At 67.8% G+C, this 11789-nt stretch carries 14 protein-coding genes; 12 read left to right on the forward strand and 2 right to left on the reverse strand.

Features of this window, described 5'->3' with window-relative positions; translation table 11 throughout:
* Positions 1–18 precede the first annotated feature (18 nt).
* Positions 19–681 (reverse strand): GntR family transcriptional regulator, encoded by a 663-nt coding sequence (locus tag HWY37_RS11345; RefSeq protein WP_176088653.1) that lies wholly within the window; start codon positions 679–681, stop codon positions 19–21.
* Between HWY37_RS11345 and HWY37_RS11350 the strand changes: the two genes are divergently transcribed.
* The 9 genes from HWY37_RS11350 (at position 662) to HWY37_RS11390 (ending at position 8846) form a co-directional block, all read left to right on the forward strand.
* Positions 662–952, forward strand: a complete 291-nt coding sequence (locus HWY37_RS11350) for a hypothetical protein (protein ID WP_176088654.1) — start codon at positions 662–664, stop codon at positions 950–952. The two genes, HWY37_RS11345 and HWY37_RS11350, sit on opposite strands and share 20 nt — an antisense overlap.
* Complete coding sequence (locus tag HWY37_RS11355) at positions 949–2322, forward strand: amidase (protein WP_176088655.1); 1374 nt, start codon at positions 949–951, stop codon at positions 2320–2322. Before HWY37_RS11350 ends, HWY37_RS11355 begins: the two co-directional genes overlap by 4 nt.
* Positions 2323–2332: 10 nt before the next feature.
* Positions 2333–3529, forward strand: a complete 1197-nt coding sequence (locus tag HWY37_RS11360) for a CaiB/BaiF CoA transferase family protein (RefSeq protein ID WP_175209194.1) — start codon at positions 2333–2335, stop codon at positions 3527–3529.
* A gap of 19 nt (positions 3530–3548) precedes the next feature.
* On the forward strand, positions 3549–4355 hold the full coding sequence (locus tag HWY37_RS11365; RefSeq protein WP_175209195.1) for an enoyl-CoA hydratase: 807 nt from the start codon (positions 3549–3551) through the stop codon (positions 4353–4355).
* Positions 4356–4435: 80 nt separating this feature from the next.
* Entirely contained in the window at positions 4436–5419 is a 984-nt protein-coding gene (locus HWY37_RS11370) for an ABC transporter substrate-binding protein (protein ID WP_175209196.1), read from the forward strand.
* Between the two features lie 49 nt (positions 5420–5468).
* The gene (locus HWY37_RS11375; protein ID WP_175209197.1) at positions 5469–6305 is read left to right on the forward strand and encodes an ABC transporter permease; all 837 of its coding nucleotides are present in this window, start codon (positions 5469–5471) and stop codon (positions 6303–6305) included.
* A gap of 7 nt (positions 6306–6312) precedes the next feature.
* Positions 6313–7062 (forward strand): ABC transporter ATP-binding protein, encoded by a 750-nt coding sequence (locus HWY37_RS11380; protein ID WP_175209198.1) that lies wholly within the window; start codon positions 6313–6315, stop codon positions 7060–7062.
* A 15-nt stretch (positions 7063–7077) separates the two neighbouring features.
* Complete coding sequence (locus HWY37_RS11385) at positions 7078–7962, forward strand: polysaccharide deacetylase family protein (protein WP_175209199.1); 885 nt, start codon at positions 7078–7080, stop codon at positions 7960–7962.
* A gap of 5 nt (positions 7963–7967) precedes the next feature.
* On the forward strand, positions 7968–8846 hold the full coding sequence (locus tag HWY37_RS11390; RefSeq protein ID WP_175209200.1) for an alpha/beta fold hydrolase: 879 nt from the start codon (positions 7968–7970) through the stop codon (positions 8844–8846).
* A gap of 94 nt (positions 8847–8940) precedes the next feature.
* Here the strand turns inward: HWY37_RS11390 and HWY37_RS11395 are convergent, their stop codons facing one another.
* Complete coding sequence (locus HWY37_RS11395) at positions 8941–9540, reverse strand: nitroreductase family protein (protein WP_175209201.1); 600 nt, start codon at positions 9538–9540, stop codon at positions 8941–8943.
* A 181-nt stretch (positions 9541–9721) separates the two neighbouring features.
* Between HWY37_RS11395 and HWY37_RS11400 the strand changes: the two genes are divergently transcribed.
* The 3 genes from HWY37_RS11400 to HWY37_RS11410 all read left to right on the forward strand — a co-directional run bounded on the left by HWY37_RS11400 (position 9722) and on the right by HWY37_RS11410 (position 11778).
* Positions 9722–10093: a tRNA-binding protein gene (locus HWY37_RS11400; protein WP_176088656.1), complete on the forward strand. Its 372-nt coding sequence runs from the start codon at positions 9722–9724 to the stop codon at positions 10091–10093.
* 102 nt (positions 10094–10195) lie between these two features.
* A complete protein-coding gene (locus tag HWY37_RS11405; RefSeq protein ID WP_176088657.1) occupies positions 10196–11332 on the forward strand; it encodes an NAD(P)/FAD-dependent oxidoreductase in 1137 nt (378 codons plus the stop codon).
* 29 nt (positions 11333–11361) lie between these two features.
* Positions 11362–11778: a RidA family protein gene (locus HWY37_RS11410; RefSeq protein ID WP_175209204.1), complete on the forward strand. Its 417-nt coding sequence runs from the start codon at positions 11362–11364 to the stop codon at positions 11776–11778.
* Positions 11779–11789 lie beyond the last annotated feature (11 nt).

Raw genomic sequence — 11789 nt, forward strand, 5'->3', positions numbered from 1 at the left:
GGCCGCGAGCGCGCCGCCTCAGGTCTTGACCATGGAACGGGGCAGGTTGATCAGGAAATCGGCCAACCCCTTGGCGCCCTGGGCCAGGGAGATGTGGCGCATCATCATCAGGTGCGCCCGCTCCGGATCATTGGCCAGGATCGCTTCCAGCAATTCGCCGTGCTGCTCGTACGACGCCCGCACGCGGCCCACCGCGCTGAACGCATGGCGCAGATATGCACCCGTGCGGGCGCGCAGGCTCAGGAGCTCCTGCCGCAGATAGGGGTTGCGGCAACCCCGGTACAGCACTTCGTGAAACGCGTGGTTGGCTTCGCGCCAGCCCTGGGCATCGTCGGCCTCGACCAGCGCCGCCGCCTCGCGATGGATCCGCGCCAGTTCCTGGCGCTCTTCCGGCGACATGCGCTGACAGGCCATCCGCGTGCAGACGCCTTCCATTTCCGCCATCAGTTCCCAGATGGCCAACAGCTCCTGCACGTCCATCCTCGCCACTTCCATGCCGTTGCGCGGCTGGCTGGCCAGCATGCCCTGCACTTTCAACTGAATCAACGCTTCCCTCACCGGCGTGCGCGACACGCCGAAGCGCGCGGCGAGCTCCTGTTCGTCGATCGCGTCGCCGGGCAGCAAAACGCCGGCGCGGATGTCCTCCTCGACGGCCAAGCGGATGCGTTCACTGACTTTCATGCTTTCCACATATAAAAATTCGGTTGCTGTAAATTATCCCTTGTTCTATAAATATATTTATAAACATTCAAATAATACATATCAAGGGAAAGGCATGGCAGCTCCACACCAGGCTGTAGCAGCCCCACATGGCAACGCCGGCGCGTCGTCATTGGCCCTCGCCGTACGCGAACTGCTGGCCCTGCAAGGCATCGCCGCCAGCGAAGCGCAGGCGCACGGCGTCGCGAAGACCTTGATCCGGCTTGCGCCGCCGCCGGAGCCCCGGCCATGACACCGGCCGGACTGCCCGCCGGCATCGCGCAACTGCGCGCCGCCCTGCTGCGAGGCGAGTTCAGCCTGGGCGAAGCCCTTTCCAGACAGCGTGCGGCATTCGCCGCGGACACGCGGCACAGCTGCTGCGCGCTGTTCGATCCCCCCGAAAAGTTGCCCGACCTGTCGTTGCCGCTGGCCGGCGTGGGCCTGGCGCACAAGGACATTTATGCGCTGGCCGGCCGCGCGCCAGGCTGTGGCACGCAACCTGGCGCCGCAGCGCCGCAGGCCTCGGCCGCGACGTTGATCCGCCGGCTGGATCGCGCCGGCAGCCTCCCCCTGGCCGCGCTGGTCATGGCGGAACATGCTTGCGGCGCCACCGGCGAGAATCCGCATTTCCCCCTGCCCCAGAATCCGCTCGACGCGCAAGCGGCCGTGGGCGGATCCTCCAGCGGATCGGCGGTCGCCGTGGCCGCGGGCCTCTGCTACGGCTCGCTGGGCAGCGACACGGCGGGCTCGGTGCGCATCCCCGCCGCGACCTGCGGCATCCTGGGCCTCAAGCCAACCAGAGGGCTGCTGCCCACGCAGGGCATCGCGCCCCTGGCGCCCAGCCTGGACACGGCCGGCATTCTTGCGCGCAGCGCCGCCGACGCGGCGCTGCTGCTGGAAAACCTGGTCGCTCCAGCCCAGGCGCGGCGCCTGTTCCCGCAAGGCGCCGCCATGTTTGCCGGCGCGCCGGCGCGGGCGGATTGGCGCGTCGCGACCTGCTGGGAACATCCGAATTCCGCCGTGGCGCTGGACGGCGACGTCGGCCAAGCCTTGCAAGACCTGGTGGACGCCCTGCCGCCAGGCACGGCGCGGACCGCGGCCACGCTCGACGACCTGTCGACCTGGACCCGGCTTGCGGACACGCTGCTGCACGCCGAAGCCGCCGCCGTGCACCATGCGGCCCTGCGCGCCGAAGCACCGCCGCTGACGCCGCTGACGAGAACCGTCGCGCTGGCCGGCGCGGCCCTGCCCGCTCCCTGGTACATCGAAGCGCTGCGCCAACGCGGCGCGCAGGCTCGCCGGTTCATCGCGCAAGCGCTGCGCCGTGCCGATCTGCTGCTGACACCCGCGCTGCCGCGCGGCGTCCCCGACTGGCGCCACGTGCTGACCACTTCGGCCGAATTCGAACCACGCCGCCTGCTCGACCTGTTTTCCTGGATGTCCTTCGTCAATTACCTGGGACTGCCCGCCATCGTCTTTCCGATCGGGCTGGATGGACGCGGACGCCCCATCAGCGTTCAAGCCATCGCCCGGCCCGGACAGGAAGCCCGCCTGCTGGCGTTCGCGCACCACGTGGAGCAGGCGCATCCCTGCGCGGCTCCTTTCCTTCCATCCACTCTTTGAAGCCGAGACCATGCCACAACTCTCCGCCTCGCCCGCCCTTCGTCGCTTCCGCGTGCTGGACCTTTCCCGCGTGCGCGCCGGCCCCACCTGCGTGCGCATGCTTGCCGATTTCGGCGCGGACGTGATCCGGATAGAACCGCCCCCCGGAGTCGATCCCAACGAGGCCATGTTCGCGGCGGACCGCTGGAGCGGAGACTTCCAGAACCTGAACCGCAACAAGCGTTCGCTGACCCTCAACCTGAAGAAGCCCGAAGGCCTGGAGGTGTTCAAGCGCCTGGCCGCCGAGGCAGACGTGGTGGTCGAAAACTGGCGTCCGGACGTCAAGCAGCGGCTCGGCCTCGACTATGAATCGCTGCGCCTGATCAATCCGCGCCTGGTGCTCGCCAGCATTTCCGGCTTCGGCCAGAGCGGCCCGTACGCGGGCCGGCCCGGCTTCGACCAGATCATCCAGGGCATGGGCGGCCTGATGTCGGTCACCGGCCTGCCGGGCCAGGGTCCCGTGCGCGCGGGCCTGGCGGTCGCGGATTCCAGCACCGGGCTGTATGCCGCGCTGGGCATCCTGACCGCGCTGCTGGAACGCGAGCAATCCGGCCAGGGCCAATGGGTCCATGCCTCGCTGCTGCACGCGCAGATCGCCATGATGGATTTCCAGGCGGCGCGCTACCTCAATGACGGCGACGTGCCGCGCCAGGAGGGCAACGACCATCCGACCAGCAGCCCGATGGGGCTGTTCCAGGCGAACGACGGCATGTTCAACCTGGGCGCCGCCGGCGAAGGCAACTGGAAGCGCTTCTGCGCCGCGCTGGAACGGCCGGACTGGGAATCGGATCCGGAATTCGCCACGGAAAAGCTGCGCGTGGCCAATCGGCAGCGCTTGAACCGCGAGATCCAGGCCGTCTTCCTGCACGCCGACGTGAACCACTGGGTGACGCTGCTGAACGACGCGGGCGTGCCGGCGGGTCCGGTCTATTCCGTGCCGCAGATGTTCGACGATCCTCAGGTGCGGCACCTGCAGACCGCCCGCGCCTGCCCGGCGTGGCAAGGCGGCGAGCGCACGCTCATCACCCAGCCGGTCACCCTGGCCAGGACGCCCGCCGACATCGCCCGCACCGCGCCCGGCTGGGGCGAACACACCGAGGAAATCCTGCTCGAAGCCGGCTACGGCGATGCCGACATCGAACGCCTGCGCGCGGCCCGCGCCATCTGACGCAGCAGCGGAAATCAACATGACCCAGAGCTCTCCCCCCTCTACCGGCCGTCTGGACATCGCGTTCGACGGCAGCATCGTGCGCGTGCGCATCGTCAACCCCGCGCGCTACAACGCCATGTCCCTGGCCATGTGGGAAGACCTGGCGCGCGCGCTGCACGCGGCCGCGGAGCATGACGGCGCGCGCGCCGTGGTGCTGGCGGGCGAGGGCCAGCGCGCGTTCGTGTCCGGCGCCGACATTTCCGAATTCGCCTCCCAGCGCAAGAACCCCGATCAGGTGGCGCGCTACGACGCGGCGGTGGCCGCGGCCATGCACGCCCTGAGCGCCTGCCCCCTGCCGGTGATCGCGGCGATACGCGGCATCTGCATGGGCGGCGGCATGGCGCTGGCGCTGGCATGCGACCTGCGCTACTGCACGCCCGCCTCGCGCTTCCGGATGCCTGCGGGCCGGCTGGGCCTGGGCTATGCGATGGAGGGCCTGCAACGCATGCGCGACATGCTGGGCACGGCGCGCACCGCCGACCTGTTCCTGACGGCGCGCACCGTGGACGGCCTGGAGGCCGCGCGCATCGGCCTGGTGCAGGAGGTCTATGACGACGAGGTATTCGACCAGGCCGTCGCCCGGCGCATCGGCGAAGTGGCGGGCAATGCACCGCTGACGCTGCGCGCCGCCAAGATGGCCTTGCGGCATCTGGCGGGCGAACCCTCGGCGCCGTCCGCGCAAGCAGTGAACACGGCCGTCGGCGCCTGCTTTGTCAGCCGGGACTATCAGGAAGGGCAGCTAGCCTTCCGCGAAAAGCGGCCGCCGGCCTTTACCGGGAGCTGAGCGCGAGCGCGCCCGGCTCCTTCCCGGCGCGGCGCCGCCGCGCCGCTCGCAGTGTTTATCAAGCAACAAGGGGAAAATGCATGAAAACGCTCCATATCCATAGGATGACCCTGGCGGCCGCGCTCTGCGCCTATGCCGCGGCCAGCCACGCAGTCGGCCCGCGTCCCGCGCCCGCGCCGCAAAAGCAGGTCCTGACGGTGGGCTATGTCAAGGTCGGCCATCTTTCGCCCATCATCTTCGTCGCCGACGAACTGAAGGCCTGCAACGTGGAGGTCAAGCCGGTTGAATTCGTCCGCTATGCCGACGCGCGCACCGCCCTGCTTTCCGGCTCGGTGGATGTCTCCGGCATCGGCCCCGCCGATCTGGCGATCGCGCTGGCCCAAGGCAGCCAGAAGCTGGTCGGCCTGTCGGGCGTCGCCTCCTCGCCCAAATACCTGGTGACGCGCAAGGGCGTCAAGATGGACGACTGGAAGGACCTCGCGGGCAAGCGCATCGGCATCGCGCCCGGATCCGCCGTCTGGTTCCAGTGGGCCGCCATGCTGGCCGAGAAGGGCGTGCCGTACAACACTTTCACCGCCGTCAACATCCAGGGCGGGGGCACGGCCTTCGTCCAGTCCCTGCAACGCGGCGACGTCGACGCCGTGGCCTTGTGGGAACCCTTCGAATCGCAGCTGGTCGCCGACGGCAGCGCCTTCTTCGCAAAGAACCTGGAGTACAGCCAGAGCAAGGCGGTCGGCGCCGAACTAGGCCTGCTCGCGGCCACCCGCGACGCGCTGCGCGACAAGCGCGAGGCGGTCAAGTGCTTCCTGTGGGCCTACAAGAGCGCCGAAGAAAGGCTCGCCAAGGATCCCGAGGCGTTCGCCGAAGCCTACTCCAAGTACACCGGCCTGCCATTGAACGTCACCCGCGAATCGGCCAAGCTGATCAAGCTGGGCGGCGTGCTGGACCTGGATCAGTTGCGCCGGCAGGCCAAGACCTTCAACGAACTGGGCGTCATTCCGAAGGACGTGAGCGGACAGATCGACACGGTCTGGGACGAAGGGCTGCTCAAGGAAATCATGTGATTGCGCGGCTGGCGGGCAGCGCGCGCTGCCGCCGGCCAGGGAGACGCAGGTGAACGCTTCAACACTGAAATACGCAACGCCGATCCGCCGCTCCCGCCGCGCGATCGGCCGGGCCGGGCTGGCCCTGGCCGTGCCAGCCCTCATCCTGATCATCTGGCAACTCGCGGGGCAGTCGCCCGACATGGCCGGCGTGGTCCCCACGCCGGTCCAGGTGGCCCGCGCCTGGTACGCCTGGATCTTCGGCTCCCCGGGCATGGGCCTGAACCCCTACCAGGGCACCTGGGCGGGCAACGTGCAGTACTCGGCCATGCGCGTGCTGCAGGGCTTTGCGCTGGCCATGCTGCTGGGCATACCGCTGGGCCTGACCATAGGCTGGAGCCGCCTGGCCTCTCAAACGCTGGACCCGCTGATACAGGGATTGCGGCCGATCCCCATCACGGCCTGGCTGCCTTTCTCCATCGCCCTGTTCGGCATACGCGACATGGGCTCGATCTTCCTGATCTTCCTGGGCGGCTTCTACGCCATCGTCGTCAACACCACGCAAGGCGCCCGCGACGTCGACCGCAACCTGGTGCGCGCGGCCAGCATGATGGGCGCCTCGTCGAGCCAGCTGCTGCGCAGGGTCGTCCTGCCCGCGGCTATGCCGGCCATCTTCACCGGGCTGCGCATCGGGCTGGGCATATCCTGGACGGCAGTGATCGTCTCTGAAATGGTGGCCGTGAAATCGGGCCTGGGCTATGTGCTATGGGACGCCTACTACGTCGGCCGCATGGACATCGTGCTGGCGGACATGGTTTCCATCGGGCTGATGGGCTTTCTCAGCGACCGCCTGATCGTCATCATCGAACGCCGGGTGCTGGTCTGGCGCATGCTGCAGAACCATTGAGGGTGCCATGTCTGACATTTCCGTCTCGAACCTGAGCAAGACCTATCCGGGAACGACCCCGGTGCTTGCGCTGGACAACATCGACCTGCACGTCCCCGCGGGCGAGTTCGTGGCCTTGCTCGGGCCCTCCGGCTGCGGCAAGTCCACGCTGCTGAACCTGATCGCCGGCTTTGAATCGCCCTCTTCGGGCGCCCTGGCCGTCGATCACAAGCCCGTGTCGCGCCCGGGTCCGGAACGCGGCGTGGTATTCCAGGAAGCGGCGCTGTTCCCCTGGCTGAACGTCTGGGAAAACGTGGTGTTCGGCCCCAAGATCGCCGGACTGCCCAAGGCCGAATACGCCGGGCGCGCCGAAGAGATGCTGCGCATCACCGGCCTGTCGGCGTTCACGCGCCATCTGCCCATCCAGCTCTCGGGCGGCATGCGCCAGCGCGTGGGCATCGCGCGCGTGCTCACCCTGGGATCCAAGGTGCTGCTGATGGACGAGCCTTTCGGCGCGCTGGACGCGCAGACGCGGCTCACCATGCAGGAATTGCTGCTGTCCGTGTGGCAGAAGCTGCGCACCACGGTGGTCTTCGTCACCCACGACATCGACGAGGCCATCCTGCTGGCCGACACGATCTACGTCATGTCGGCGCGCCCGGGGCGCATCGCCACCCGCATCACCGTGCCCATCGAACGCCCGCGCTCGCTGGACTTGATCACCGGCGAGGCGTTCAACGGACTCAAGCGCGAAATCCTCAAGCAAATGCGGCACTGACCCCACGGATCCATCATGGCGACTCCCCGTATCCCCCACGCGTTTTCCGCCGACCCGTCCGACCTGGCCGAACCGGGGCAAGGCAGGATCATGGTGCACCTGGTCATCAACGTCGAGCACTGGCCCTTCGACCAGCCCATGCCGCGCACCATCATCACCCCGCCCCACGGCCGCGAAACCGTGCCTGACGTACCCAATTTCAGTTGGGCGGAATACGGCATGCGCGCCGGATTGCCGCGCATGCTCGCGGCCATCCAGGCGCGCGGCCTGCCCGCGTCCACCAGCTGCAACGCCAGCGTGATCGACGCCTACCCGCGCGCGGCCGAAGCCATGCTCGCCGCGGGCTGGGAATTCATCGGCCACGGCATGCACCAGAAGTCGCTGAACCAGGCCGACGGCGAAGCCGCGCTCATCGAGTCCTGCCTAGATAAGCTGCGCGCCTTCACCGGCAGCCGCCCGCGGGGCTGGCTCAGCCCCGGCCTGCGTGAAACGCCCGACACGCCGGACCTGCTGGCCGACGCCGGCGTCGAGTACGTGTGCGATTGGGTACTGGACGATCTGCCCAACTGGATGCGCGTCAAGCGCGGCACGTTGATCCAGATGCCCTACAACCTCGAGCTCAACGACTCGGTCATCTACGCCATCGAAAAGCACTCCTCTCCGGAGTTCCTGCTGCGGCTGACGCGGACCCTGGAACTGTTCGAACGCGAATGCGAGAACCAGCCCCGCGTGCTGGCGCTGGGCCTGCACCCCCATCTGATGGGCGTGCCGCACCGCCATGGCTATTTCGAGGAAATGCTGGATCTGCTGATGCGCCACCCCAAGGTGGACTTCATGACCGGAGGCCAGATCGCCGACTGGTTCAAGCTCCGCCGCCCGCCCCCAGTTTCCGGACGCTAGCCGCCATGCGCACTGCCCTCACCCACGACGGTTACCGCCTCCACATGGAAGAAGCCGGACAGGGATCTCCCGTCGTCTTCGTCCATGAATTCGCTGGCGACCATCTCAGCTGGGAACCCCAGCTGCGGGCCTTCGCCCGCCGCCACCGCTGCATCGCATACGCCGCCCGCGGCTATCCGCCATCAGACGTGCCGCGCGACCCGGCCGCCTATTCCCAGGAAAACGCGGTCCGCGACATCGTCTCGGCGCTGGACGCCGCCGGCGTCGACAGCGCCCATGTCGTCGGACTGTCCATGGGCGGCTTTGCCGCGCTGCATTTCGGCCTGGCGCACCCGGAACGCGCCCTGTCGCTCACGATCGCCGGCGCAGGATACGGCGCCCTAGCCTCGGGCCACGCCGCCTTCCGCGACGCCTCGCTACAGGCGGCCGAACGCTTCGAGGCGCAGGGCAGCGCAGGCTATGGACCGGTCTACGCGGCAGGAGCCGCCCGCGTCCAGTACCAGAACAAGGATCCGCGCGGCTGGCAGGCGTTTGCCGAGGCCCTCGCCCGCCACGACGCCACCGGCGCCGCCCTGACCCTGCGCGGCGTGCAGGCCGGACGTCCCGCGCTGGACACGCTGGCCGGTCCGCTGGCCAAGCTGGCGGTGCCGACGCTGATCATCGCCGGCGACGAGGATGACCATGCCCTGGAGCCGGCGCTGTTCCTCAAGCGCACGTTGCCCTGCAGCGGCTTGCTGGTATTGCCCAAGACCGGCCATACCTTGAACCTGGAAGAGCCCGAAACCTTCAACCGCGCCGTGCTGGACTTCATATCCACGGTCGAGGCCGGCCGCTGGACAGCGCGCGATCCGCGCGCCACGGGCGAGGTCATGAAGCTGTCCTGAGCCCCTCGGGCAAACAAAAGCCCGCATTCCCTTGAAGGCAATGCGGGCTCGGCGATGCGGGAGCGATACAGGGGCGCCCAAGGCGCCCGACCGCTCAACCCACCACGCGGAAGCGCTCGGCGTCGTCCATGAAGGCCTTGGCGCCAAAGCCGTTCTCGTTGGAACCGAAAGGCATCTGCGCGCGCAGCTTCCAGTAGGCCGGAACGTTCCACTCACGCGCCACGGCGGCGTCGATCAGCGGGTTGTAGTGCTGCAGGCTGGCGCCCACGCCGGCGCTGGCCAGGGCGCTCCAGGTGGACAGCTGGGCCATGCCGCCCGACTGCTCGGACCAGACAGGGAAGTTGTCCGCGTACAGCGCGAATTTTTCCTGCAGGCCGCGCACCACGTCCTGGTCTTCGTAGAACAGCACGGTGCCCACGCCGGCGGCGAAGCTCTTGAGCTTGGCTTCGGTCTTGTCGAAGCCTTCGGCCGGCGCGACCTTGCGCACTTCCTCGATGGCGATGTTCCACAGCTTTTCGCTTTCGGCGCCGAACAGGATCACCGCGCGCGAGCTCTGCGAGTTGAACGACGAGGGGCTGTGCTTGATCGCTTCCTGGATCAGGGAGGCCAGATCCTCCTTGGAGATCGACAGGTTGCGGCCCAGCGAGTATTGCGTGCGGCGCTGCTTGAGCGCCTCCAGATAAGCGTTGCTCATGACGATATGGCCTTCCGACGAGTAGATAGGGGAAAATGCATGAGGAATTCTAACGAGCGGCAATTGTCCCGAATACGTACACAAGCCAAAAAAGCGTGGTGGCAATCGGAACAAACTGTTCTGCCCATGAAGCAAATCAGCTCCTGGTAAGACACGGACCGCGCCAATTCAAGGAACCCATATGCACTTCACGCAAGATCCGAACTCCCCGCCCGCCGCCGACATCGGCTTCGACGATTTCCTCAAGGTCGATATCCGCATCGGCACGATCCAATCCGCCGAGGCCTTTCCCGAGGCGCGCAAGCCCGCCTACAAACTGACGATAGATTTCGGTCCCGGCGTGGGCATCAGGAAGAGTTCGGCGCAGATCACCGCGCGCTATACGCTGGAGGACCTGGCCGGCAAGCGCGTCATGGCGGTGGTGAATTTTCCGCCGCGCCAGATCGGGCCAGTGAAATCCGAGGTCCTGGTGCTGGGTTTCGCCGACGAGGCCGGCGGCATCGTGCTGGGCGTGCCGGACGCCGAGGTGCCCAACGGCACGCGGCTGACCTGAAGCCTTAAATCACCATCCGGGGTTTCCCCTATTACCTGGCTGCCGTCAAAAAACTATCGTATTCGAGAATTATCAAATAAGAGAATTCTCGCTTCCGACAAAATGACAGCAGAACCCCTATTCGATTACGCCGTGATCGGCGCCGGCATCGCCGGCGCTTCCGTGGCCTACCGCCTGAGCGCCTCGGCCTCGGTCGCCGTGTTGGAACGCGAGGCCCAGCCGGGCTACCACTCCACCGGCCGCTCCGCGGCCATGTTCATGGAAACCTACGGCACGGCCCAGATCAAGGCGCTCACCCGCGCCAGCCGCGCCTTCTACGAGAATCCGCCGCAAGGTTTCAGCGAACACCCGCTGCTCAGCCCGCGCGGCGTGCTGTACATCGCCACGCCGGAACAGCGGGACCTGCTGCAAGAGGTGTACGACGACTTCCGCAGCCAGTCGCCCAACGTGGCGCTGATCGACGCCGAACAAGCGGTCGAGCGCGTGCCCTGCCTGCGGGGCGACCAGATCTGCGGCGCCATCGAAGAACCGGACGCGCGCGACATCGACGTGCACGCGCTGCACCAGGGCTTTCTGCGCGGCATGGTCCGCCAGGGCGCGGTGCTGCACAACAATGCCGAAGTCGTGTCGGCCGCCCATGCCGATGGCGCCTGGACGCTGACGCTGGCCGACGGCCGCAGCCTGCGGGCGCGCGCGCTGGTCAACGCCGCCGGCGCCTGGGCGGACCACACGGCCGCGCTGTGCGGCGCCTCGCCGGTCGGCCTGCAGCCGTGCCGCCGCACCGCCTTCACCTTTTCCGGTCCGCAGGACGTGGACTTTTCCCATTGGCCGGCGGTGGTCGGCGTCGACGAGAGCTATTACTTCAAGCCCGATGCAGGCCAATTGCTGGGATCGCCGGCCAACGCCGATCCGGTCGCGGCCCACGACGTGGTGCCGGAAGAACTGGACGTGGCCACCGGCATCTACCGCATCGAAACCGCGACCTCGCTGACCATCCGCCGCCCCAAGCACACCTGGGCCGGCCTGCGCTCCTTCGTGCGCGACGGCGATTTCGTGGTTGGCTGGGATGCCGACGCGCCCGCCTTCTTCTGGCTGGCGGCGCAGGGCGGCTATGGTATCCAGACGGCCGCGGCGACTTCCGAGCTGGCCGCCGCGCTGCTGACTCGCCAGCCGCTGCCCGCCCATCTGCATGCGCACGGCGTGGATGCCGAAGCCGTGCGTCCCGCGCGCCTGCGCTGACCTCCCCTTAGCCTGAGAGAGCCCACACCATGACCTCCATCGCCCGCTACCCCAGCACGCTGCCCCTGCCGTTCTCCCGCGCCACCCAGGCCGGCGGCTTCCTGTTCCTGTCGGGACAGATCCCTATGGACGCCAACGGCCAGGTCGTGCGCGGCGACATCACCGCCCAGACCCATGCCGCCATCGAGCGCATCAAGGAGACCCTGGCCCTGGCGGGCGCCACGCTCAAGGACGTGGTGCGCGTGACGGTGTGGCTGTCGGACCTGGAGCTGTTCGCCCAGTTCAACGACGCCTACCGCAGCCATTTCTCGTCCGATTTCCCCTCGCGCTCGACGGTCGAGGCCAAACTGGCCATGGGCGTGGACGTCGAGATCGAAGTGCAGGCCTGGCTGGGCGCGGCCGTGGGCCGCGGCGGCTTCATGCCGGGCCCCGTGTCCGAAGCCTGAGCCCGCGGCGC

The sequence above is a fragment of the Achromobacter anxifer genome, assembly GCF_903652925.1.
In the GTDB taxonomy this organism is placed as follows: Bacteria; Pseudomonadota; Gammaproteobacteria; order Burkholderiales; family Burkholderiaceae_B; genus Achromobacter; species Achromobacter anxifer.

Excerpts from the sequence above, each read along its gene's own strand:
- HWY37_RS11380 (WP_175209198.1), top strand. The coding sequence starts at position 6,313 with ATGTCTGACATTTCCGTCTCGAACCTGAGCAAGACCTATCCGGGAACG.
- HWY37_RS11385 (WP_175209199.1), top strand. The coding sequence starts at position 7,078 with ATGGCGACTCCCCGTATCCCCCACGCGTTTTCCGCCGACCCGTCCGAC.
- HWY37_RS11350 (WP_176088654.1), top strand. The coding sequence starts at position 662 with ATGCGTTCACTGACTTTCATGCTTTCCACATATAAAAATTCGGTTGCT.
- HWY37_RS11410 (WP_175209204.1), top strand. The coding sequence starts at position 11,362 with ATGACCTCCATCGCCCGCTACCCCAGCACGCTGCCCCTGCCGTTCTCC.
- HWY37_RS11365 (WP_175209195.1), top strand. The coding sequence starts at position 3,549 with ATGACCCAGAGCTCTCCCCCCTCTACCGGCCGTCTGGACATCGCGTTC.
- HWY37_RS11345 (WP_176088653.1), bottom strand. The coding sequence starts at position 681 with ATGAAAGTCAGTGAACGCATCCGCTTGGCCGTCGAGGAGGACATCCGC.
- HWY37_RS11395 (WP_175209201.1), bottom strand. The coding sequence starts at position 9,540 with ATGAGCAACGCTTATCTGGAGGCGCTCAAGCAGCGCCGCACGCAATAC.
- HWY37_RS11360 (WP_175209194.1), top strand. The coding sequence starts at position 2,333 with ATGCCACAACTCTCCGCCTCGCCCGCCCTTCGTCGCTTCCGCGTGCTG.
- HWY37_RS11400 (WP_176088656.1), top strand. The coding sequence starts at position 9,722 with ATGCACTTCACGCAAGATCCGAACTCCCCGCCCGCCGCCGACATCGGC.
- HWY37_RS11405 (WP_176088657.1), top strand. The coding sequence starts at position 10,196 with ATGACAGCAGAACCCCTATTCGATTACGCCGTGATCGGCGCCGGCATC.
- HWY37_RS11390 (WP_175209200.1), top strand. The coding sequence starts at position 7,968 with ATGCGCACTGCCCTCACCCACGACGGTTACCGCCTCCACATGGAAGAA.
- HWY37_RS11355 (WP_176088655.1), top strand. The coding sequence starts at position 949 with ATGACACCGGCCGGACTGCCCGCCGGCATCGCGCAACTGCGCGCCGCC.
- HWY37_RS11370 (WP_175209196.1), top strand. The coding sequence starts at position 4,436 with ATGAAAACGCTCCATATCCATAGGATGACCCTGGCGGCCGCGCTCTGC.